Genomic DNA, 23,313 nt, shown 5'->3' with positions numbered 1-23,313 from the left:
GGGATGAGAGCTGCTTTTACCGCTTCCGCCACGCCTTACACACCGCTACCTTGCCGCTATCCAACCACATCCGCACCCTGCTCCGGGACCATGACTGCGTCATCATCCCCGATTTCGGCGGCCTGATTGCCGACTACGCGCCCGCCCGCATTCATCCGGTGCGGCACACGCTGGCCCCGCCCGCCAAGCGCGTAGCCTTCAATCCCTCGCTCACGCGCAACGACGGACTGCTGGTGGATGCTTTGAGCGTGGCGCTGAACTTGAGCACGGCGCAGGCGCGGCAAATGGTGCGGGAGGCCGTGGCTCGGATGCAGCAAGAGTTGGAAAGCGGCCAGCGCACCGAGTTGGCGGGCATCGGCGTTTTCCGCCGGGGCACAGGCCGGGGGCTGGACTTTGAATACACCGGCGGCGACAATCTGCTACCCGCCAGCTTTGGTCTGCCCGAGCTGGTATCGCGCCCCGTGCGGGCGACGGACGCGCTAAACTCGCGGGAGCGGCAAACCGCTCCGATGTTGGCCGGGGGCCGCGCCAGCCGGGCCGCCCGCGTGTTGCGCGGCACCATCATCACGGCCCTTGTAGGTATGGTGCTGTCGGCCAATTACATGTTCGCGGACCAGTTTGGCTACTTGCCCGAAACATTGCGTTTGCCCGCGCTGGTGCCCGCCGCCCAAACCAGCACCACCGATACGCCCGCGCCAGTACTGGAGCAGCAGGCTGCCCTGACTTCGGCCGACAACTTCGCGGCGGAGCGCCCGGTTGAGAAGGCCGTAGCGGCGCCCAAAGTAGCGGCTAAGCCCGCCGCCAAAGCTCCGGCCAAGGGCGTGCAGACGCCGGCCATGGCTAAAACCAAAGGCAAACCCGCAAAACCCGCCGTGAAAGCTCCCGGCTGGGAAAAAGCCCGCGCCACTAACGCCGTGCCGGTAGCTGAGTCGGCGACAATTAAAACTAAAACGGGCCGTTACTACGTAGTTGCCGGCTCCTACACCAGCCTCGTCAACGCAGAGAAAGGCCGTCAAGCACTGGTGCGACTGGGCCACCCGGCCCGCGTCATCCTCCCTGCCCCCGGCAGCCGCCAGTTCAAGCTGTCCGTAGCCGACTTCGCCGACCGCACGTCGGCCGACCGGCAGGCTACGCTGCTGCGCAAGCGGATGGGTACTTCTCTTTGGGTCCTCAATTATTAAGTTGTTCGTTTTCAGTTGTTAGTTGTCAGGTATCTACATAAAAGCTTGGCTAACAACTAGCAACAAATAACTAGCAACCCCCTGCATACTTAGCATGACCTTTTTGCTTTCCCTGCTGCTCCAGATGCAAGTCGGCAGCACGCCTGCCACCGGCGCCGCCACCGCCGATTCTACCGCTACAGCAGCCAACGCGGCGGCCAACGCCGCCGCCGCTGACCTCTCGCTGATTGACTTGATAGTGAAAGGCGGTGGCATCATGATTCCGCTGTTTCTGCTGTCGTTTGTCTCGCTCTACATCATCATCGAGCGGTACATCACCATCCGACGGGCCGCAGCCGTACCAGAGTCGTTCATGCCGGGCATCCGCAACCTCATGGTGAAAGGCGACCTGCAAGGTGCCAAAATGCTCTGCGCCCAAACGGCCACGCCGCTGGCTCGCATGATCGAGAAGGGTATCCGCCGCATTGGCTTGCCGCTGAAGGACATCGAAACCAGCGTCGAGAACGTGGGCAAGGTGGAAATCGCGCGCCTCGAAAAGAACATCAGCATCCTGGGTATCATTGCTGGTATCGCGCCCATGCTTGGTTTCGTGGGTACCATCATCGGCGTAATCAAGATTTTCTACGCCATCTCGGCCACCGGCGACTTCGGCATTGCCCAGATTTCGGGTGGTTTGTACACCAAGATGGTAACCTCGGCCACCGGTCTTATCGTTGGTATCATTGCCCACGTTGGCTACCACTGGCTCAGCATCATGGTCGAGCGCCTCGTGTTCCGCATGGAAAACTCCGCCATCGAATTCATGGACATCCTACAGGATAACTAAATGAGTGAATGGGTGAATGAGTAAATGAGTGAGTTTTTACCGCTACTCGTTTACTCCGTCAATTCACTCATTCGCTCATTCACCCATTCACTCAATGGATTTAAGCCGCCGCCGTAAGCTTTCTTCGCACGTCGAGACCAGCTCGATGAACGACATCATGTTCTTTCTGATGCTGTTCTTCCTGATTGTGTCGACGATGGTGAACCCCAACGTCATCAAGCTGCTGCTGCCCAACGCCAAGTCCAGCAAGCAAGTGATGAAGCAGCCCATTACCGTGTCGGTAGACGCGGCCGGGGCGTATTTCGTGAACAAGAAACCCACCACGGCCGCCGCCCTGGAAGGGGAGTTGAGCAGCCTAATCCAGAGCCAGCAGCTGGATTTGCCCACCGTAGTGCTCCGGGTAGATGCCTCACTGAACGTGCAGAAGCTGGTCGACATCCTTGAAATCGGCAACCGCCTCAAGATTAAAATGGTGATGGCCACCCAGGCCCAGCAAGCCGCTGGAAAGTGATGTGCTGATTGGTTGATGTGCTAATGTGCTGATTATCGTTTTAGTGGCTTATGCGGCTGCGAAAAACCAATCAACTAGCTAGTACATTAACACATCAGCACATCAGCACATCACTCAATCAGCACATCAAAAAATGGAATACCGCGAAGAACACCGTAAAGAAGCCTTGATTGGGACCGTGCTGTTGCACGCGGTTCTGGCGGCGGTGTTCTTTTTCACCGTCTTTAAGGGGCCCGACCCACCACTGGACGCACTGGGCGGCGACGGGGTAGAGCTGAACTACGGCATCGACGAAGCCGGCTCCGGCGACATCCAAAGCCTGGCCACGGCCAACGACTCCAAGAACCGCGAAGACAGCCGCCCGCCCGCTTCCAACCCCGATCCGCGCCCCACGCCGCAGCCGCAACCCGCTGCTACGCCCGTGCCGCAGCAAGCCGCCGAAGCCCGCACCATCACTTCTGATGCCGAGGAAAGCCCGGTAACCGCGCCGCCCGTGGAAAAACCCGCGCCGGCCCCCAAAGAAGAAGTACGCGAAACGCCTAAACCCGTGGAGCGCCCCCGCACACTCTACACCCCCAAAGGCAGCGCCAACGGCGGTGGCAACGGCGTGAACGGTACCAGCAACGCCCCAACCGGCAACAACAACGGCGACCGGCCCGGCGCCGTGGGTGACCAGGGCGACCCCAATGGCTCGCTCGATGCCAAAGCCCTGTACGGCCAGCCCGGCTCCGGGGGCAGCGGCAGCAGCCCCGGCAGCGGCGGCCTCGAAATGAGCGGCTGGGCCTTCGTAAACCGCCCCACCGCCCCCGCCATCGATGACAACTCGGGCTTCGTGCGCTTCAAAATCAAGGTGAATGCCGACGGGGAAGTGGAGGCCGTGACGAAAGTATCCGGCACGGTGTCGGCGGCGCAAGAGAAAGCCTGCCGCGACGCACTGGAGAATGCCGAGTTCCGCCGCACCAACTCCGCCAGCGGCGGCGGCACCGGCTACTACACCTTCAAGTTCACAGTGCGCTAACGCGTACTTAAAGCGGTTCCGCGGTTGTAGCGCGAAGCTCCGGCTTCGCGCATCGTTGCTGACCGCCGCGCCAGGGCAACGACTATCGTTCAACGATGCGCGAAGCCGGAGCTTCGCGCTACACCCTGCTATCCTGGGCCGCGCGAAGGACCTTCTTACGCTAGAACGACAATCGTAACAACTCTACCGTGATAAGGTCCTTCCTTCGTCAGGATGACAGGTTTTTGGAACGACCACTACCGACATTATCTCACGCACAATATGACCTACGCGGAAACGCTCGACTACCTCTATAGCCAGCTGCCCATGTTTCAGCGGGTGGGGGCGGCGGGCTACAAGCCAGGGCTGGAACGGACAGAGGAACTAGTAGCGGCTATGGGCAACCCGGAACGACGGCTGCGGGCCGTGCACGTGGCGGGTACCAATGGCAAGGGCAGCAGCTCCAACCTGCTGGCGGCGGTGTTGCAGGCCGCTGGCTACAAGGTGGGGCTGTACACTTCGCCGCACCTGAAGGAGTTTACGGAGCGGGTGAAAGTGAACGGGCAGGACTTGGCGCCCGACTATCTGGTGGCGTGGGTGGCGCAGTGGCGGCCCTTGTTTGAGCAGGTGCAGCCCTCGTTTTTCGAGATGTGCGTGGCGCTGGCCTTTTCGTATTTCGCGGAGGAAAACGTGGACGTGGCCGTCGTGGAAGTGGGCCTGGGCGGGCGGCTTGATTCCACTAACATCATTCGGCCGCTGGTGTCGCTCATCACCAACATCAGCTTCGACCACCAAAACCTGCTCGGCGACACGCTACCGCAGATTGCCACCGAAAAAGCCGGCATCATCAAACCCGGCATTCCGGCCATCATCAGCCAGACGCAGCCCGAAGTCCGGGCGGTATTCGAGCAAAAAGCCGCTGCCGAGCAAGCCCCGCTGCTATTCGCCGACCAACACTACCACACCGAGCTACTACGGACGCCAGCTCCCGATGAAGATTTCCAGCAGCTCAGCATCACTCACGACGGCCAGCCGCTGCTAGATAACTTGGCGCTAGGGCTCGTGGGCGACTACCAGCGGCTGAACTTGCCTGGCGTATTAGCCACATTGGACGAGCTGCGCCGCCAGGGCTTCAACATCCCGGAGTCGGCCGTGCGCGAAGGACTGCGCGACGTGAGCCGCCTCACCGGCTTCCGGGGTCGGTGGACCATCCTGGGACGCCGCCCACTGATGATTTGCGACACCGGCCACAACGAGGCCGGCATCCAGTTCATCGTGGCGCAGCTGGCGCGTTTGCCACGGCAGCGGCTGCACTTCGTGCTCGGCGTAGTCAACGACAAGGACGTGAGCAAGATGCTGACGCTGCTGCCGACCGAGGCCATCTACTATTTCTGTCAGGCTAATATTCCGCGGGCGTTGCCGGCCGCTGAGTTGGCCGAACGCGCCGCCGCCGTAGGTCTGCGCGGCACCGTACACGGCCCCGTGCCCGCCGCCGTAGCCGCCGCCCGCGCCGCCGCCCGCCCCGATGATGTCGTGTTTATCGGCGGCAGTACCTTTGTGGTGGCAGAGGTGTAACTGGTTTTTCGTTGTTGGTTTTTCGTTTTTCGGCTTGTTCGATCCTATTGACAAAAACTAAAAACGAAAAGCCAACAACGAAAAACGAAAACCAAGTGAGTCGAATTAAACTGAAGCGCTTTGCCGAGAATGCCGAGCGGCGTGATATTGTAGAGCCGGGCAAGGCCAATTACGAGCAGCTGCGGGGCCGTTGGCACGAGGAGTTTTTCCAGAATACTCACCCGATAACGTTGGAAGTAGGCTGCGGCAAGGGCGAATACACCGTGGGGCTGGCCGCCCGCTATCCGGAGCGCAACTTCCTGGGGCTTGATATCAAAGGCGAAAGAATCTGGCGGGGCAGCAAGCGGGCCGAAGCACTAGGCTTGGGCAACGTGGGCTTCGTCCGCACCCGCGCCCACGACTTACTCCAGCATTTCGCGCCCGGCGAACTGGCTGAAATCTGGATTACCTTCCCCGACCCGCGCCCCCGCGACCGGGACATCAAGCGCCGCCTCACGTCACCGCGCTTTCTCAATTTATATGCGCAGCTCCTGCGCCCCGGCGGCCTCGTTCACCTCAAAACCGACAACGAAGGCCTGTTCGACTACACGCTGGAAGTGCTGCACGAGCGGCCCGGCACCACGGTACTAGCTCACACCAAAAACCTCTACGCCACCCCCGAGCTGCTGCCCCACGCCGAAGACATCGAAACCAACTTCGAAAGCAAGTACCGCGCGCAAGGCGTCCCCATCAAGTACGTGCAGTTTCAGCTTGGTGAGAGGTGAAGGGTGACAGGTTTTTGGGTGACAAGTGACAGGTGATAGGTAAAGGGTGAGAAGTGAGAGGTTAGAAGTCTAAAGGGAAAGGCAGTGGCTTCCGGCTCTGCCGACTAAGCTTTGGACGTTATTAACTCATCTGCTTAGGACTTCCGTCCAGTGGCCTCTTGGAAGCCCCGTAGGGGCGGCATATCGGTAGTACCCCGTTGCTTAGATGCCCCCAAAGCCCCGTAGGGGCGACACGTCTAGTCTACCTTACTAGGTGTCGCCCCCACGGGGCTTGGTTCTTCTCTACTATTCTATTACTACCGATATGCCGCCCCTACGGGGCTTCCAAGAGGCCACTGGGCGGAAGATATGCTGCGGACAATGCCGACCTATCTTTAGACAGCGCCGACTTTGCTTCTGAAATTACCAACCCGGTTTCTAACGCGTTGCCGACTCGGCTTCCGATATTGTCGAGGTGATTTCCGGCGTTGCCGACTTCGCTTCGGACGGTCCCAATTCGCCTTCGGACACTATCGACACCCCAAGCACTAAGCACCAAGCACCAAGCACTAAGCACCAAGCACCAAGCACCAAGCACCAAGCACTAAAAAGCCATGCTCGCCACCGCACATCTGTTCCCGGTGCTCGATACGCATCTGATTACGCTGCTTCGCTCGCTGGCGCCGGAAGATTGGGAGCGGCCCACGCTGGCCCCGCGCTGGCGGGTGCGCGACGTGGCCCTGCACCTGCTCGACGGCAGCCTGCGCACCTTGTCGATGCTGCGCGATGGGCATTTTGGGAGCGGCGGGCCGGCCAGTCCGGCTTACGATGATGTAGTGAGCTACCTCAACCAACTCAACAACGATTGGGTGGCCGCGGGCCAACGGCTCAGCCCAGCTATTCTGACCTGGCTGCTGGAGCTGAGCGGGCCGGCCTACAATGCGTATATCAACTCCTTGCCGCCGTTTGAGCCGGCCGTGTTTTCGGTGGGCTGGGCCGGGGAAGGAACCTCGCCCAACTGGTTTCACGTGGCCCGCGACTACACCGAGAAGTGGCACCACCAGCAGCAAATCCGGCAGGCGGTGGGGCAGGAGGGGCCGCTGCTCACGCGGGAGCTGTATCATCCGTTCCTGAGCACCTGCCTGCGCGCCTTGCCCCACCACTACCGCGCCCTAGCCGCCGCGCCCGGCACCGTCCTACAGCTCACCATCACCGGCGCCGGCGGCGACACCTGGTATCTGCGTCGCCTGGAAACCGCCTGGGCACTGGAAACCAACTACCCCGGCCCAGCCACCACGCACATCACCCTCAACGGCGATGTAGCCTGGCGGCTGTTTATGAAAAGCCTGCCGCGCGAGCTGGCCACCGAACATCTGCAAGTCGAAGGCGAAGCGGCGCTGGCGGAGCCGCTCTACAGCCTCGTCACCGTGATGGCCTGACGCGGCCGCGACGCGAAAGTAACGCAGGGGCTTAGTGGCGGAGAGGGTGGGGGCACGGTGGTTGTAGAGCGTACCACGCGCGAAATACACTGCCGTACGTGGCTACTCTGGAGCATTCCATATTTCAGAATGCCGCAAAACAAGCACCAGGCACCACTCCGAAATCTGGAATGCTGGAAAAAAGCCGTCAGATGGCATTCCGAAATGTGGGACGTCAGAAAACAACCGTCGAAGGCCGTTCCGAATTTTGGAACGCGGGAAAACACGCGTCGGGGAGCATTCTGGAATGTGGAACGCGGGAAAATACGCGTCAGAAGCCATTACGGAATTTGGAACGCAGCCCCGGTGGTATACAATGCCAAGTCGTGAACCATACAGCCTAGAAATTTAGCATCTAGTTCCCCTCCTTGGAAAGGAGGGGAACTAGATGCTAAATTTCTAGGCTGCAACTTGAGATACCTACTCTTCCAGCGCCTCAAACACAGCTTCCAGCTCCGTGAAGTCGCGCAGACCGGGCTTGATTTCGTTGCCGCCTTCGAGCACCAGGCCGGCGGGGCGTACTTCGGCCAGCAACGCGGGCAGGGTTTCGGGCGAAAAATCTCCGCTGAGCCACAGCGGCGCGTGGGCGGCGGCGGCGGCCATGAGTTGCTGCGCTTTAGCGGCGTCCGAGCCTGGCTCTAAGGCTAGGGCGAGCAGTTCGAAGCCGGCGGGAAAAGCAGACCGGAAGCTTTCCACGAACCGTTGCTGGTAGTCGCCATCGAAAGCGGCCAGCTGCGGAATTTTTACAAGGGCCGGCACGGTGAGGGAAGCCGTATCGGCGGCGGGCTGGGTTACGTCGCGCAGCAATACCCGGCGCAGGCCGCATTCCTCTACCAGACGGTTGATTTCTGAAACGGGCATGCCCGCGTCAAACTCCCCAATCAGCTCCACGCCGGATACCCAGGCGGCCAGTTCCTTCACGGTGGCGGCATCGACGGCGGCGGGCAGGGAGGGGTCGAGGGTGAAGATGAGGCCGTCGGCGCCCATACCGGCGCAATAGCGGGCGTCGGAGAGGTTGTTGATGCCGCGCACCAGCACGGAGGTAAGCAGAGCCATAAAGAAAGAGGTTGAGGGCGCGAAACTACGCAATCCGGCGGGGCCGGCGAACCGCTACCGCCCGCCATGTGTTACCTTTGCCGCCGTGGCCGCGGACCTTGACTCCGTGGGCACTACCCATATGACGCAAACTGCATCTTCCACGCCCGCCGTTCGCGGGCGCGTCCTCGTCGCGATGAGCGGCGGCATTGATTCTTCCGTAGCGGCCGTGCTCCTGCACGAGCAGGGCTACGAGGTGGTTGGGATGACCATGAAAACCTGGGACTACGCCTCGGCCGGCGGCTCCAAGAAAGAAACCGGCTGCTGCTCGCTCGACAGCATCAACGACGCCCGCCAGATTGCCGTGGAGCTGGGCTTCCCGCACTACATCATCGATATCCGCGACGAGTTCGGCGACTTCGTCATCTCCAACTTCACCGACGAATACCTGGCCGGCCGCACGCCCAACCCCTGCGTGCTTTGCAACACCCACATCAAGTGGGACGCCCTGCTGCGCCGCGCCGACCAGCTCGGCTGCGAGTTCATTGCCACCGGCCACTATGCCCAGGTGCGCCACGAAAACGGCCGCTACGTGGTCAGCAAAGGCATAGATGAGAACAAAGACCAAAGCTACGCGCTCTGGGGCGTGAGCCAGGAAAGCCTGGCTCGCACGCTGTTTCCGCTGGGCCAGATGCGCAAAACCGAAATCTACGACGAGGCCCGCCGCCGCGGCTTCACCGAACTGGTAAACAAGCCCGAGAGCTACGAAATCTGCTTCATCCCCGACAACGACTATCGCGGCTTCCTGCGCCGCCGGGTGCCGGGCCTGGAGGAGCGCGTGGCCGGCGGCAAGTTCGTGCTGCGCGACGGCACCGTGCTGGGCACCCACGAAGGCTACCCATTCTACACCATTGGGCAGCGCAAAGGCCTGGGCGTGGCGCTCGGCTTCCCGGCCTACGTCACCGAAATCCGCCCCGATACCAACGAAGTGGTGCTAGGCAATTTCGACGACCTGGCTAGCACGCGCACCGTGGTGGGCAAGCTCAATATGGGCAAATACGCCTCGCTGGAAGGCCGCGGGCTGGTGGCTAGCCGCACCAAAATCCGCTACAACCACAACGGCGGCGCAGCGGCGTTCCTGGAGCAGATCGGCGACAAAATCCACGTCTACTTCGAGGAGCCCGTGCACGCCGTCACGCCCGGCCAAGCCGCCGTGTTCTACGAAGGGCAGGATGTTATTGGCGGCGGCTGGATTGAGCGCCACACCATTGGCGAAACTCCCGTATCTTCGGCGGCTGCCGTCACGCTCTAATTCAGCCTCGTCCTATGTTCCGCTTTGCTACCTTCTTTTCGGCCCGATTAAACTACCGCCGCTGGCTGGCGCCGGCGCTGCTGGCCTTGGCCGTAGCGGGCTGTAAGGATGAAGTGGAAAAGGCCGAACCCATTGACACCAGCTATTACCCGATGCAGGTCGGCGACTTCCGCATCTACGAGGTAGCGGATACCACCTGGCTGCGCAACGTCAAAACCATTACGCGCTACCAAGTTCGGGAACGGGTAGAAGAGCAGTACCTGGACGCGACGGATAAGTCACCTTCGTTTCGAGTGGTACGCGCCAGGCGCAACACCCCGGCCGACGCCTGGCGCGACGACAGCGTGCTAGTAGTAAGCCCTGCGGCCGCCAACGTGCAGGTAACAAACAACAACCGCCGGACCGTGGAATTGGTATATCCGGTTCGCCCGGATTACTTCTGGAACCAGAATGCTTTCAATGCAGCGAGTGCAATAGACAGAACCAAAAGCGACATCCACTACAAGAAGGTGGGGGAGCCTTTCACCGCAACTACCGCGGCCGGCGAAACAAAAACCTACCCGAATGCAGTGATGACGGCCTTGCGCGAAACGGTTGCGGAGGGAGGAGATATTCACATCAATCCTTTCTACTACTACCGCCTCCGGCAGGTATATGTCTCTGGCATTGGCCCAGTGTACCGCAGCCGCCGCCGGTTTATTTACACTGAGAATGGTGGCATGACCCCTTCGCCGGACTACATTTTCAGTGGATCGACCCGCTCCGAGATTCTGCTCGAATCAGGACGTTAACAAGAGGGCAGTTGCTTCTGCCGCGCCAAGATTTTTTAAAAGCCGCTCTGTACATCGTACGGAGCGGCTTTTTGACTTTTGGGCTAATAGCAGGGGCACTTGATGGAGTGGACATAAGCCAGAGTGCGAAGCTAAATTCGTATCTTCCGGCACGTACTTTAGCCCTATTCCCATGCGTTTTTCTTACCCCATTCTGCTAGCCGGGCTGGCCGTTGCGGCTGCTACCTCACTCGCGCCCACGGCGGTGCAGGCCCAGACCGGTACCGTGCGCCAGCATCTCGTATATTTCCGCGATAAAGCCGGTACGCCCTTCACCACGAGCCAGCCCCAGGCATTTCTCTCGGCGCGGGCGTTGCAGCGCCGCACCCGCCAAAACATTGCCGTGCAGCCCCGCGACCTGCCCGTGACTCTGGCCTACGTTACGCAGCTGAAGGCGGTGCCCGGAGCGCAGGTGTGGTACACGTCGCGTTGGTTCAATGCCGCCGTGGTTTCCTGCGATTCGGCCACGCTTCGCAACCTGCAAGCGCTGCCTTTTGTGCGTAGCGCCCAGACTCTTAACCGTGGCGGAGCCGTGGGAGCAGGCCGTCCGCGACCCATTATTGGTAATACGCCGGCGCCACCGCAACGTACGGAGAGCGACCCTGTTTACGGCATCGCCTATGAGCAAGCCCTCATGATTGGGGCCGTGCCCATGCATAATGCGGGTTTTCGGGGCGAAGGAATGCAAATCGCCGTGTTTGACTCCGGTTTTCCAGGGGTAGACCAAACATCGCCTTTCGCTGCCTTGCGCAACGAGGGCCGGTTGGTAGATGCCTACAACTTCGTGGAGCGCAACACCAACGTGTACGCCCGCGACAGCCACGGCACCAACTGCCTTTCCACAATGGCGGCCAGCGAGACCGGCACCTTCGTCGGCACCGCGCCCAAAGCCACATTCCGCCTGTACCTCACCGAAAATACCGTAGGAGAAAACCCCATCGAGGAAGTGAACTGGCTGCTGGCCGCCGAGCGGGCCGACTCGTCGGGAGTGGACGTAATCAGTTCCTCGCTTGGCTACAATACTTTCGATGTGCCCTACGCTAACTACGCCTATACTGATCTGAACGGCCGCACGGCCATCTCGACGCGGGCCGCTACCATCGCGGCGCGGGTGGGCATGGTGGTCGTCAACTCGGCCGGGAATGAGGGAAGGGAAGGCAACACTTGGCGCTACATTCTGGCGCCCGCCGACGCGGATTCCATCCTGGCGGTAGGCGGCGTAGATGCCGCCCGGAACCGGAGCAGCTTCAGCTCCATCGGCCCTAGTGCCGATGGCCGCATCAAGCCGAACCTGGCAGCTCAGGCCACTCAAACGGCCATAGTAAACGTAGCCGGTGTACCGGCGCGGGGTAATGGTACTTCTTTTTCTTGTCCCGTATTAGCGGGCATGGTGGCTTGTTTTTGGCAGGCCAACCCCACGCTTTCGGCCCAGCAGGTGATTGACTTTTTGCAGCGTTCCGGCTCGCAAGCTGCTTCCCCCGACAACCTGCTCGGCTACGGCATTCCCAACTTCGTGACGGCCTACAACTTGGCTAATCCCAGCACGCCCTTGAGCGCTACTAGCCCGAAATCAAAGCAAGGCCAGCTCTTTGTGTACCCCAACCCGGTGAAAGACAATGAGCTGTATTTGCAGCTGAGCGAGGCATTCTATGGCAAGCCTTTGCGGGTACGCTTCTACGACGCCCGCGGCGCTTTGGTAGCCGAGCAGACGCTGGCCGCTACATCGGTGGCCGGAGTGCGGCTTACGCCCGGCGTCTTGCCCAAAGGAGTGTACACCTGCGATGTGTCGGCGGGGGAGAAAATCCGGCGCACCGTGCGCTTCGTGAAACTGTAAAAGCGAAATTTTTTAGCATGCGAAGCAAATATTTTTAGTACCTTGGAGGGGAATTCGGACGAGCCGAGTTCCTTTCTTTCTTCAAGGGATAAACTTCCCAAAAGCCGCAATACCATGTTGCAAATGATGATTTCGAAGCGTCTGGGGCGTCGCCAGTTCCACTTCACCGTGCAGGGAGCTAATCTGCACGAAGTTGTATCCGAGTATGAGCGGCTCAGCTTTCCGGATGTGGCCAAGTGCGGCATCTGCGGGTCCGACAACCTCGACCTGACGGCCCGCGTGGCCCAGGACAAGTTCAAGTACACCTCGCTCCGTTGCCTCGACTGCCGCGCCGACGTCACGTTCGGCAAGCGCCAGGAAGATGATCAGACCTATTTCCTGCGCAAAACCGAAGACGGCAAGCTGGATTGGAAAGCCTGGGACAAGGAGAAAAGCAATAGCTGAGCTGATAGGCTTAGTGAACTACACAATAGAACGGGTGCCCTGCGTTTTCGCGGGGCACCCGCTTTCTTTTGTCCGAAAGGTTGGTTTAGGCTACAGTCAGCAACGTTCTGAGTTGAGCAAAGAGCCCAGGGTACTCGTTTAATAATACCCCAAATTCCTTCCTGCGGTCGGAATGACACCTATACGCGGAGCTGAAAACGGCTCTATTTGAGCAGAAATAAATCATCCAGGCCAAAAGGCCGGCGGCAGGTGTAGCCTTCGGCAAAGGTGGCACCGATGTAGCTGCCCAGTTCCCGGGCGCGGGCTTCGAGAATACGAAGAAAGTCTGGGCTGGAAATGTAAGTATGGGCGTCGCCCGGTGGGTATTCGGGGTGGTAAAACTGACTTTTGAAGGCAGTGAGTGATGCCAGCTTCTGCTCCCAAAAGGCGGAAATATCCACCACGATATCCGGCCGGACGTAGCTGTGGTGAATGGCTTGCAGCAGTAGCCGAGGCCGCCAAGGAGCCTGCGGTACGCCATCCCACTCGGTTTGTATTTTGGGCAGGCCGGCTAGGAAGGCAGCATCGTGCACTAGGTCGGCGGCGCGGCCGTGGTCGGGGTGCCGGTCTACAGTGGGGTTGGTCAGGATCAGGGCGGGCTGAAAGCGGCGGATGACTTCGATGACGCGGCGCTGATGGACTTCATCATTCACGAAAAAACCGTCGCGCAGCCGCAGGTTCTCGCGCACGTGCAGGCCTAGAATACGGGCTGCATCTGCCGCTTCCTGGTCGCGTAGCTCCGCCGAGCCGCGGGTACCCAGCTCGCCCCGGGTCAGGTCAACGACCCCTACGCGCCGGCCCGCGGCCGCGTGGCGCAGCAAGGTGCCCGCGCAGCCCAGCTCGGCATCGTCGGGGTGAGCGGCTAGCATCAGCAAATCCAGCTTCGTTATCCTGTTAGCAACTGGCGTCATCATACAAGTAGCATTAGCTATGACGGCCCGAACCGTGGTCGGCAGGGGTGGGTACCTCGATAAGCTGGTTACGGCGCACATCATACACGTACCCAAATACCAACACGCTGGCGGGCACCTGCGGATGCTCCCGGATGCGGGCCAGATCGGCGGCTACGGCGGCCGTTAGCTCAGAGAAGGAAGCTCGTACTGGTACACCCGATACAATGGCGGGTACTTTGCTGGCTAGTACAGTTGCCACCTGCCGGTCATGGAGCCGTACGCCGCAATCGGTGTGCTGAACAAGAAACCATTCGCGGGTGCCTAGCACTTGGTGCGACAGAATCAGGGACTGAATGGATTCTTCGCTAGCTCGGCCGCCGACGTTGCGGATAACATGGGCGCTGCCTTCAGGCACACCGAGGAGCTGGGTGGGAGCAAGGCGCGCATCCAGGCAGGTGAGAATGGCGAAACGGCGGGCGTCTGACCGGGTTTGTGACGACCCGGCCAGTGCAGAAGGTCCCGCAGGAATTTGACTCATAGCTGGAGAAAGGTAGAAAAGTGAAATAGGGCGGATAAAGCAGTTAACCCCGGCCCGAAGGCTGCTACGCTAGATCAGCCAGGGCCTAAACTGGACACGGACGTATTGGTCGGCGGGCCTAGGGTGAAGTCTATTCTTCCTCGCTGGATATGGCGGTCTGGCCTTCGGGCAGACTCAGCAGCGGCCCCAGCAGCAAGGCGTTGGTAAACAAGCGTGAGGTACCGTGCCAGTAGTGCCGGAAGTTGGGGTCGTCGGCGAAGAGCACGACCCGGCCGGACCCGGCCTTGCTCACTACCACGGCCGCCGAGTTGCTAATTTGCCGGAGGTTAGCCTTCGACACGTAGCCGCTGACCAGGGGCTTAGCCGTGTACTGCGCCACCGTGGCGTAGGGGTTGCGGCTGGGCCGCAGGAAGGTGGTGCCGTTGCGGAACACGTACAGCCGCCGGCTCGTCAGCCCGAAGCCAATGGGGTTGGTGATGTCGATATCAGCTTGGTAGATGGAACCGGCAATGGCGCGGGTGCCTTCCTGTTCCTGGGCCACAAAATCGGTGCGGCGCGCCGTGGCTGGCTTGCCTTTGGCGGCGGTGGTATCAGCCCAGCTGCCGTTGGCCGGAATGAGGAGTTTCTCTTGCACGATGGCCTGCTTGATAGCCCATTCCGAGGCGTTTTTCAGGGTGATGAGCGTGCCGCCGTCCTGCACCCAGCGGCGCAGCTTATCCACGGCAGCTTTGTCGAGGGCCACGTACGAGCCGCCTACCAGCACCAGGCTGGTATAGCGGCCTAGCGGAGCCCGGCCGAAGTTACTCACTTCAATCCGGCTCAGGGGCAGGCCCAGGTGCTGGCTGGCCACAAACCAAGCCTCGCCCACTTCCGACGAGTTGGTGCCCGCGCCCACCAGAATGGCCGCTTTGGTTTCCGGCACTGTCCGCACGTTGTTGGAGCCCAAATCAATGCCGCCCAAATTGAAGCCCGTACCGACGCTCGCAAACGTCACCTGCTGCTGCCGGCTCACCCGGCTCACAATCTGGAACACCGAATCGGCGGGCAGTTTCTGGGCCGCCACGGGAATCACGAGCGTGCCGTAACTGAAATCGGTGGCCTGCCCGGCCGTACCAGCCCGGAAGGGCTTGAAGCTGATTTTGGCCACCACGCCGGCCCGCTGCAAGGCCGTCAGGGCCCGTGGAGCGTTGTAGTCGGACCAGGAGAGGAGGTAGGCGTAGCCGCTCTGGCCGCCACGCACGGTGCCGGCCAGGCTTTTGGGAGCCGCGACGGGCGCACCTTGTACCAGGTTGGTATTCTTCTGCTTCGATACGGCCAGTCCGTAGGCGTGGGCCTGGCTCCAACCCGTCACGTCGTAGAACACGCTGTCGTGAAAGGTGGTCAGCTCCTCAAACAGAGAGTTGATGATGCGGTACTGCGGCTGCGCCGTGGGTACCACGTAGGCTTTGCCCTTCTCAAACGTCTGTTTGTCGAGCGTGGCATTTTTACCTAGCTCGTGCACCTCGATCTTGTGTTGGAGCAGCAGGGCCAGGAATTTGTTGGTCAGGGTTTCGTCCTGGGCATTGCCGAAGACGTAGGCCTTGGTTGGGAATTTGCGGGCATTGGTGAGGGCCGAGGTGAAAAAGTCGCGCTGGTGGCGCAGGTACAGGTCTTTTTCTTCCACGGCGCCGCGCACGGTGGCTAGGCCCGTAGCCACGTGGTTGCGGATGGTGAACGGAAACGTAACCACGCCGTTGCTGCCCTCCTGGGCCAGCCCGCGGGAGCTGCCCACTTCAAATGTCACGCCCACGCCGCCCTGGAAGTCAGGGTAGGTGGAGCCGTAGATAGGCGAGAGGTTGTCGAACTGCTCCTTGGTCCAGTACAAGGAGCCGAGCTTATCGAGGGCCTGGGCGTGGTACTTGGCCAGATGCACGTTCAGTACCTCGTAGGTGGCCCGCGGAATCAGGTCGTTTTCGGTGCTGAAGGGCTTGGAAGGTTCGAAGTAGTAGGTGCCGTTGGTGCCCATCTCGTGAAAGTCTATCATCACGTTGGGGTACCACTCGTGCAGAAACGCCATGCGGGCGCGGCTTTCGGGTTGGGTCAGGGCCAGCCAGTCGCGGTTCAGGTCGGTGTAGAAGTGGTTGGTGCGCCCACCCGGCCAGGCCTCGGTGTGCTCCCGGTCCAGCGGGTCCGTCACGTTGGGCCACGACTTATTCTGGTCGAACCAGTGCGAGGCCCGGTCGCGGCCGTCGGGGTTTTCCAGCGGGTCGATGGTGACAACGGACTGCGAGAGCCACTGCGTGGTTTCGGGGCTGGTGGAGGCCGTCAGGTAGTAGGCCAGCAGCAGCGCCGCTTCCGACGAGCTGCTTTCGTTGCCGTGCACCCCAAAGTTGAGGCTGACCACCACGGGCAGCCTGCGGTAGTCGGGGGCGGGCAGCTTGGGGTCAACCAGCGCCCGGCGCTCCTTTTGCAGGGCCGGCAGGTTCTGCTGGTTTTGCGGGGCCGTGATGGTAGCCACCACCTGGGGCCGCTCCTCGATAGTAGTGCCCAGCACCCGCACGCTCACTTTGTCCGACACCCGGTCCAGCTCGCGCAGATAGGCTACAATCTGGTCGGTGCGGGTGTAGTGCGTGCCAATGGGGTAGCCCAGGAACTGCTCCGGCGTGGGCACGGCCGGGTCGAAGGAATCAGCCGGGGCGGCCGGGAAGAAATAGCTGTTTTGCGCGCTGACGGCACTGGCCAAGCCCAGCGCGAGAAGAGTCGTGGAAAGGAAAGATTTCAACATGACGGAGAAGTAGAAAGGAAGAAGCCGGGAGTCGGCGGCGAGTTAGTAGCCGGGGTTTTGCTCGAGGTCAGGGTCGGCGACGAGGTCGTTGAAGGGCAGCGGGAACAGCCAGCGGCGCTGGTCCGTGACGCCGAGCACAGCGCCGGCGCGGCCGGTGCGCACGAGGTCAAACCACCGGTCGGCCTCGAAGGCAAACTCCACCCGCCGCTCGTTTTCGATGGCCCGCAGCAGCTGCTCGGCCGTAGCGGCAGTGCTGGCGGGCACACCGGCGCGGCTGCGCACGGCATTCAGGTCGGCCAGGGCCTCCGGCAGCTTGCCCAGCCGGGCGCGGGCCTCGGCCCGGATGAGGTACTGTTCGGCCAGGCGCAGCACGTAGCTCGGGTCGTCGCGCTGGGCCGAGCGGCTGTAGAGGTTGCCGTACGTGACGTTGCTGCCCCCAATGACCGTGCTGGCCAGCAGGGCCGAGCGGCTGCCGCCCACGGCGGGGTCGTTGAGCAGAGCCACGGCGGCGGGCACCGGCTGAAAGTTGAACTGCCCGCCCAGCGCGCTCGGAAACCAGTTGTTCCACATCGCGTTGATATCGGAGTTACTAAATGTCAACTCAAACACGGATTCCTGGCTCAGGAAGGGTGCCGTGGCGAACGAGCGGTACGGCGTTACCAAGCGGTAGTTGCTGCTGCCCAGCACCTGGGTGGCGTAGGTTTCAGCCTCGGCCCACTGCTGGCGGTAGAGGTGCAGGCGGGCCCGCAGGGCGCGGGCGGTAGCCCGTACGGCGCGGTTGCGGGTGGTGCCATCGGGGAGTAAGGTCTCGGCCTGGGTGAGGTCGGCCAGCACCTGGTCGTAGGTTTCGGCCTGGGTGCTGCGCCGGATGCCTCGGCCGTTTTCCTTGGCGCGGGTGGGCGTGAGCACCAGCGGCACTCCGCCCCAGCCCCGGCCCAGGTCGAAATACACCAGGGCGCGCAGAAAGTAGGCTTCGCCGAGCAGCTGGTTTTTCTCGGCTTCGGGCAGCAGCGGGTCATTGATGCCGGGCAGGGCGGCAATGACGTTGTTGGCCCCGTTCACGGCCTGGTACATTTGGCTCCAGGCTTCGGTGATGAGCACGTTATCGGCGCTGAGCTGGTTCTGGTCGATTTGCAGAAACTGGTTGAGCGTGCCATTGAAGCGTACGTTCTCACCGGGCAGGAAGCCCAGCACCGGCCAGTTGAGCTGATAATAGGCCTGCACCCGGTCGTAGACCCCAATGGTGGCGGAGCGGGCACTGCCGGCGTCGGTAATGGCTTGGTCATCGGGCAGCTGCTGCACCGGCGTGGGGTCCAGCAGGTCGTCACAGGCCGTGAGGCTCAGGGTAGCACTTAGGGTAGCGGCGGCCAGCAGCACCGCCGAAAGAAGGGAGTGAAGCGTCTTTTTCATCGGAAAAATCAAGGACTTAGCGACAATTAAAGACCCACCGTGAGGCCTACCTGGAAGGTGCGGGGCTGGGGCACGGTGGCCCAGTCGAAGTTTTTGGTATTAGCCACCCCACTCTGCGAGTTCACCTCCGGGTCGAGGCCGGAATAGGGCGTAATGGTGAAGAGGTTGGCGGCCTGCACGTACACGCGCAACGAATGCAAGTGGGCTTTGGCCGCGGCTTGTTTCGGCACGGTGTAGCCGAGTGAGAGCGTGCGCAGGCGCAGGAAAGAGCCATCTTCCAGGTACCGGTCGCTCAGGTTCTGCACCACGCCGCCGTAGTTGTTGCTGGCCGGGTTGGTGGTCAGGCGCGGAATATCGGTTTGGTCGCCGGGCTGCTGCCAGCGGTCCAGCTGCTCGCGCAGGTAGCCGATATTGCTCTGCGTGCCGCCGTGCACGAGGAAAAAGCGGTTCATGTTCATGATTTTCGCGCCCTGCTCGAAGTTGAGCGTGAAGCCAAAATCCAGGCCCTTGTAGCTCACTGAGTTCGTGACGCCCCCGAAGTAGTCGGGCCAGGCGTTGCCCACCAGCTGGCGGTCGGCCACGGTGAGGCGGCCGTCGCCGTTCACGTCTTCGTACTCGGCGTCGCCGGTTTCGGGGCTCACGCCGGTTTGCCTGTAGAGCCAGAAGGAGTAGAGCGGGGCGCCTTCTTCGAGCCGGAAAATGTCGCGCGAGCCGGTGCTGATGGGCGCGGCCAGTCGCTCGATCTTGTTCACGTTGCGGGCCACGTTGAAGGCAGTGCTCCACTGCACGGCCGCCGCCTTGGGCAGCCAGTTGGCCGTGAGCTGAATCTCAAAGCCCTTGTTGCTGACGGCCCCGAAGTTTTCCACCACCGACGCAAAGCCCGTTTTGCGCGGTACTGGCACGTTCAGCAGCAGGCCCGAAGTGTACTTGTCGTAGTAATTCAGTTCCAACAGCAGGCGGTTTTGGAGCACGGCGGCGTCGAGGCCCACGTTCCACTGCCGGGTGCTTTCCCAGCTCAGATTAGGGTTGGCCAGCTGCAAAGGCGTCGTGCCTGGCAAGTCGAGGTAGTTGGCACCGCCCTGCACCAAACCCCGGGCCGCGAAGTCGCTGATACCGGCCTGGTTGCCCGTCCGGCCAACGCTGCCGCGCAGCTTCAGCTCCTGAAACACGTTCAAATCCCGGATAAAAGCCTCTTCGCCCAGGCGCCAGCCCAGGCCCACGGCCGGGAAGTAGCCCCAGCGCTTATCGGCCCCAAACCGCGACGACGCATCCGCGCGCAGACTCACATCGGCGGTGTAGCGCTGCTTGAAGCTGTAAGTGGCCTTGCCAAAGAACGACACCAGCCCGGCCTCGGAGCGACTCGACGAGCCCGTTTGGGTAGCGGCCGAAGCAATGGTGGGAAGGTCGTTGCCGGGAAACTGCTGGCCCGCCAGCGTGGTGCGCTGGAAGGTGTTTTTTTGCACAGTATTGCCCACCAGCGCCTGTAGCGAGTGGTCTTCGCCGAAATCCACGCTGTAGTTCAGGGTCTGCTCGTTGAGCAGGGTGATGTCGCGCGAAAGAAACGAGGAAGCGGTGCCGCGGGGCTGCCCGGCCAGGATGAGCGTGTTGTTGAAGTTGTTCTCGTACATGTCGTTGAAGTCGATGCTCCAACTGCTGCGCAGGGTCAGGTTCTTGAGCAGGCGGTACTCGCCATACACGTTCGAGATGACGCGCGAGCCCACCGCGTCGTTGTTCAGGTTGTTGATGAGGGCCAGGTGGTTGTCGAACGAGCCGTATTTGGCGTACGAGCCATCGGGGTTGAAAACGGGCAGGTTGGTACGCGGAAACAGGGCCGAATTGATGACGCCCACCGGGTTGTTATCGTTGCTGCTCACGTTGCGGCGGGTGCGGGTCAGGGCCGTGCTCGTGCCGATGCGCAGCTTGTCGGTTGCGGAGTGGTCGAGGTTGACGCGCAGGCTGTAGCGGTCGAACTTGCTGGGCCGGGCAATGGATTCCTGCTCGAAATAGCCGCCCCCAATGTAAAACTGCGTTTTGGCGGAACCCCCGGCGGCCGACAACTCGTAGTTTTGCGTGCGGGCCGTGCGAAACACGTCATTGAGCCGGTCGTAGGTCTGCTGCTCCTCCGGCAACCCGCGCCCACCCGCCGCTACGGCGCGGTAGGGTAGCAGGGCGGGGTTGCCGCCGTCGTTGAGGAAACGCTCATTCTCCAGTTCCGCCAGCTCGGGCCCGCTCACCAGCTTGTACTGCTTCGGCGCCTCCGACCAGGCCTGGTAGGTGTTGAACGTGAGGTGGGTTTTTTCGCCCGCCTTGCCGCGCTTGGTCGTGATGAGCACCACGCCGTTGGCCCCACGCGAGCCGTAAATAGCCGTGGCGTTGGCGTCTTTCAGGATTTCGATGTTTTCAATGTCCTGCGGATTGAGGTCGGCCAGTGGGTTGGAGGCCACTTGGTTGCCGAGGCCGGTGTTGATCAAGTTGGTGTTATTGATGAACACGCCATCGACCACGTAGAGCGGGTCGTTGCTGGCATTCACGGAGTTGCTGCCCCGGATGCGAATGAAGATGCCGCCGCCCGGCACACCCGAGTTGGCCGACACCTGCACGCCCGGTGCCTTGCCTTGCAGCAGCTGGTCGGGACTGGCGGCCGGAATGTCCTTGAGCGCGTCGCCGTTTACGGAGCTGATGGCGCTGGTGAGGGTTTTGCGGTTCTGCTCGCTGTAGCCCGTCACTATCACTTCCGAAAGCTTCTGCACGTCGGCTTTCAGGGCAATGCTCAGCGGGCCAGCAGTCGCGTTTACGCTTTGGCTTTCGTAGCCGATGGCACTAATGAGCAGGGTAGTGCTGCCACTAGGCAGCGTGAGGGAAAACTGGCCGTCGGGGCCCGTAGAGGCCCCGAGGGTGGTGCCTTGCACCACCACCGTCACGCCCGGCAGCGGGCTGCGGTCGGCGGCATCCGTCACGGTGCCCGTCACGGTTTGCGTGGTGGGCGTCTGGGCAAAGCCCGGCGTTGCCAGGGCCGCCACCACTGCTGGCAGGCTCAGAAGCGTAGAGGATTTCATAAGTAGGAAGGAAAAATGAAGGTGTGTGCGGGAGAATGTCCTGCGCTACGCCTGCCTGCTGCCCGTTTAGAGCCTCTCTTATAGCACCCCGCGCCCGATTACCGCCGAAGTATTCAGCAGCAATCTGCTTCGTTGTCGGGCACGGAGCCACGGAACGAGAAAAAGAGGGTTCAGAAAATGAGGGCTTCTGCTGCTGCGCTCCTGGCAAACCCAAGGGTTCAACCAGCGCAGCCAGCAGAGAAAAAACAACAGGAGGGTAGCCGGCAGGCGGCGGAGTAGGGGCGCTTAGGCCCAGTAGGCCGCAGTAGCGCCGCTATTCAGGCGACGAGTGAAGCCTGAGCAGGAGGGGCGGCAGGACAACACGTGCCCTGGCAGCCCGGTGAGCAATTGAGGAAGGGAAAGAAGGAAACGCCTTGCTCCCTAGCAGCCCTGGCCCACCATCTGCATACAGACGTCGGTACACATCATACCACAACACCCATGCTGTAGGGCAATGGCGGCAGCGGATACGGCGGGGGTGCTAGTGAAGGACTTCACGGCGTTGTTGTTTTTATATGGTCAGGACTTGGCACCGTTCCGGAGTTTCCGGGGGTTGCCGGCGTTTCATAGAGCCTGTCTCTCCACGCCTCTGTATAAAAACAATCCTTTGGGGGGTAAAGAATTGGTGCGACAAATGTACTAGCGCGTTTTTTAGAAATGCAAATTTTTGTTTGCCGCCGCAGATTGCACCGGCCGCCGTGCAGAGCAGTTAGTTAAGTGTAAAACCAGCCTGAGGTGCGCTGTAGGCTGTATTTTGCCTCTCGTTGGTGTGCTCTGGTGTAGTATAAATTTGCAGTTAACCCGCCAACAAATAGCGGGTCATTCTTGGCCTGACTCACTTCTTGCCGCACTAGTTGCTCGTCTGAGCGGCCGGGGCCATCAGGCAGAGAGCCGCGTTACGGAGTACGGGCCGGGCGCCCCGGACTCAGCAATAAGTAGGCGTGCCACGCACTACCAAGCGTACTTCGGTCGTTTCCTGCGCGGCTCATCAGAAGAAGGCCCGCGCGGCCTTGGGGCCCGCGCATTCCAACTGGAAGTATCTGCACCGTTATGGCTCTGAAGCCTGTTACCCGTCTCCTAAACCTGCTTACCTTCGCGGTATGACTCTTACCCGCCGCCGGGCGCCGTTGCTGGCACCTTCTCTGCTTGCCGCCGACTTTGCCAACCTCCAATCCGAAACCGAGCGCCTCGCGGGCAGCGCCGCCGACTGGCTGCACTGCGACGTAATGGACGGCCGTTTCGTGCCCAATATCTCGTTCGGCATTCCGGTGCTCCAGGCCATTCATCGCCACGCCCAGCAGCCGCTCGACGTGCACCTGATGATAGAAAATCCGCAGGACTACCTCGGCGCCTTCCGCGACGCCGGGGCCCGCAACATCACGGTGCACTACGAAGCCTGTCCGCACCTGCACCGCGTCATTCAGCAGATCAAAGCCCTGGGCTGCCACGCGGGCGTGGCCCTCAATCCGCACACGCCGGTCTGGGTGCTCGAAGACGTGGCCGCCGACCTGGATTTGGTGTGCGTGATGTCGGTGAATCCGGGCTTTGGCGGGCAGGCTTTCATCCCGAACACGCTGCGCAAAGTGGCGGCCCTCAAAGAACTACTCATCGACAGCGGCTCCGAGGCGCTGATTGAAATAGATGGCGGCGTAAGCAGCGACAACGCCACAGCCCTCGTGGAAGCCGGGGCCGACGTGCTGGTGGCCGGCTCGTTCGTGTTTCAATCGCCCGACCCCGTCGCGACGCTGGCTGAGCTGCGCGCCCAGCTGACGGCCAGCGTGAGTGCCGATGACCAAGCAGAATTTTAG

Annotated in this window: 18 protein-coding genes and 1 riboswitch; of the genes, 12 read left to right on the top strand and 6 right to left on the bottom strand. The window is 61.4% G+C overall.

Annotated elements, in window-relative coordinates:
• The first annotated feature begins 50 nt into the window (after positions 1-50).
• The 7 genes from ACYSMN_RS04730 (at position 51) to ACYSMN_RS04700 (ending at position 7,272) form a co-directional block, all read left to right on the top strand.
• On the top strand, positions 51-1,181 hold the full coding sequence (locus ACYSMN_RS04730; RefSeq protein WP_488922695.1) for an HU domain-containing protein: 1,131 nt from the start codon (positions 51-53) through the stop codon (positions 1,179-1,181).
• 94 nt (positions 1,182-1,275) lie between these two features.
• Positions 1,276-2,007, top strand: coding sequence for a MotA/TolQ/ExbB proton channel family protein (locus tag ACYSMN_RS04725; RefSeq protein ID WP_488922694.1), 732 nt, complete (start codon positions 1,276-1,278; stop codon positions 2,005-2,007).
• A 94-nt stretch (positions 2,008-2,101) separates the two neighbouring features.
• A complete protein-coding gene (locus ACYSMN_RS04720) occupies positions 2,102-2,518 on the top strand; it encodes an ExbD/TolR family protein (protein ID WP_488922693.1) in 417 nt (138 codons plus the stop codon).
• 133 nt (positions 2,519-2,651) lie between these two features.
• Entirely contained in the window at positions 2,652-3,536 is an 885-nt protein-coding gene (locus ACYSMN_RS04715; protein ID WP_488922692.1) for a hypothetical protein, read from the top strand.
• Positions 3,537-3,749: 213 nt separating this feature from the next.
• Complete coding sequence (locus tag ACYSMN_RS04710; RefSeq protein WP_488922691.1) at positions 3,750-5,090, top strand: bifunctional folylpolyglutamate synthase/dihydrofolate synthase; 1,341 nt, start codon at positions 3,750-3,752, stop codon at positions 5,088-5,090.
• 95 nt (positions 5,091-5,185) lie between these two features.
• Positions 5,186-5,854, top strand: a complete 669-nt coding sequence (trmB, locus tag ACYSMN_RS04705) for a tRNA (guanosine(46)-N7)-methyltransferase TrmB (RefSeq protein WP_488922690.1) — start codon at positions 5,186-5,188, stop codon at positions 5,852-5,854.
• Between the two features lie 593 nt (positions 5,855-6,447).
• On the top strand, positions 6,448-7,272 hold the full coding sequence (locus ACYSMN_RS04700; protein ID WP_488922689.1) for a maleylpyruvate isomerase N-terminal domain-containing protein: 825 nt from the start codon (positions 6,448-6,450) through the stop codon (positions 7,270-7,272).
• A gap of 459 nt (positions 7,273-7,731) precedes the next feature.
• Here the strand turns inward: ACYSMN_RS04700 and ACYSMN_RS04695 are convergent, their stop codons facing one another.
• Positions 7,732-8,367 (bottom strand): hypothetical protein, encoded by a 636-nt coding sequence (locus tag ACYSMN_RS04695; protein WP_488922688.1) that lies wholly within the window; start codon positions 8,365-8,367, stop codon positions 7,732-7,734.
• Positions 8,368-8,542: 175 nt separating this feature from the next.
• Between ACYSMN_RS04695 and mnmA the strand changes: the two genes are divergently transcribed.
• The 4 genes from mnmA to ACYSMN_RS04675 all read left to right on the top strand — a co-directional run bounded on the left by mnmA (position 8,543) and on the right by ACYSMN_RS04675 (position 12,766).
• Entirely contained in the window at positions 8,543-9,658 is a 1,116-nt protein-coding gene (gene mnmA / locus ACYSMN_RS04690) for a tRNA 2-thiouridine(34) synthase MnmA (RefSeq protein ID WP_488922784.1), read from the top strand.
• Between the two features lie 14 nt (positions 9,659-9,672).
• Positions 9,673-10,449, top strand: coding sequence for a hypothetical protein (locus tag ACYSMN_RS04685; protein WP_488922687.1), 777 nt, complete (start codon positions 9,673-9,675; stop codon positions 10,447-10,449).
• 172 nt (positions 10,450-10,621) lie between these two features.
• Positions 10,622-12,322, top strand: a complete 1,701-nt coding sequence (locus ACYSMN_RS04680) for a S8 family serine peptidase (RefSeq protein WP_488922686.1) — start codon at positions 10,622-10,624, stop codon at positions 12,320-12,322.
• Between the two features lie 123 nt (positions 12,323-12,445).
• Positions 12,446-12,766 (top strand): hypothetical protein, encoded by a 321-nt coding sequence (locus ACYSMN_RS04675; RefSeq protein WP_488922685.1) that lies wholly within the window; start codon positions 12,446-12,448, stop codon positions 12,764-12,766.
• A 203-nt stretch (positions 12,767-12,969) separates the two neighbouring features.
• Here the strand turns inward: ACYSMN_RS04675 and bshB1 are convergent, their stop codons facing one another.
• The 5 genes from bshB1 to ACYSMN_RS04650 all read right to left on the bottom strand — a co-directional run bounded on the left by bshB1 (position 12,970) and on the right by ACYSMN_RS04650 (position 21,466).
• Positions 12,970-13,719, bottom strand: a complete 750-nt coding sequence (gene bshB1 / locus ACYSMN_RS04670) for a bacillithiol biosynthesis deacetylase BshB1 (RefSeq protein ID WP_488922684.1) — start codon at positions 13,717-13,719, stop codon at positions 12,970-12,972.
• Between the two features lie 10 nt (positions 13,720-13,729).
• Positions 13,730-14,236, bottom strand: coding sequence for a beta-class carbonic anhydrase (locus tag ACYSMN_RS04665; RefSeq protein ID WP_488922683.1), 507 nt, complete (start codon positions 14,234-14,236; stop codon positions 13,730-13,732).
• 130 nt (positions 14,237-14,366) lie between these two features.
• On the bottom strand, positions 14,367-17,000 hold the full coding sequence (locus ACYSMN_RS04660) for a M14 family zinc carboxypeptidase (protein WP_488922682.1): 2,634 nt from the start codon (positions 16,998-17,000) through the stop codon (positions 14,367-14,369).
• A 42-nt stretch (positions 17,001-17,042) separates the two neighbouring features.
• Entirely contained in the window at positions 17,043-18,410 is a 1,368-nt protein-coding gene (locus ACYSMN_RS04655; RefSeq protein WP_488922681.1) for a RagB/SusD family nutrient uptake outer membrane protein, read from the bottom strand.
• Positions 18,411-18,436: 26 nt separating this feature from the next.
• Positions 18,437-21,466, bottom strand: a complete 3,030-nt coding sequence (locus ACYSMN_RS04650) for a SusC/RagA family TonB-linked outer membrane protein (RefSeq protein WP_488922680.1) — start codon at positions 21,464-21,466, stop codon at positions 18,437-18,439.
• Between the two features lie 547 nt (positions 21,467-22,013).
• Positions 22,014-22,105: riboswitch (SAM riboswitch) on the bottom strand.
• A gap of 500 nt (positions 22,106-22,605) precedes the next feature.
• On the opposite strand from ACYSMN_RS04650, the gene rpe reads away from it, so the two are divergent.
• The gene (rpe, locus tag ACYSMN_RS04645) at positions 22,606-23,313 is read left to right on the top strand and encodes a ribulose-phosphate 3-epimerase (RefSeq protein ID WP_488922679.1); all 708 of its coding nucleotides are present in this window, start codon (positions 22,606-22,608) and stop codon (positions 23,311-23,313) included.

It is taken from the genome of Hymenobacter sp. M1-2 (assembly GCF_057808495.1).
The sequence above is the reverse complement of the archived record's forward strand: the minus strand, read 5'-3'. Positions and strand labels throughout refer to the sequence as shown.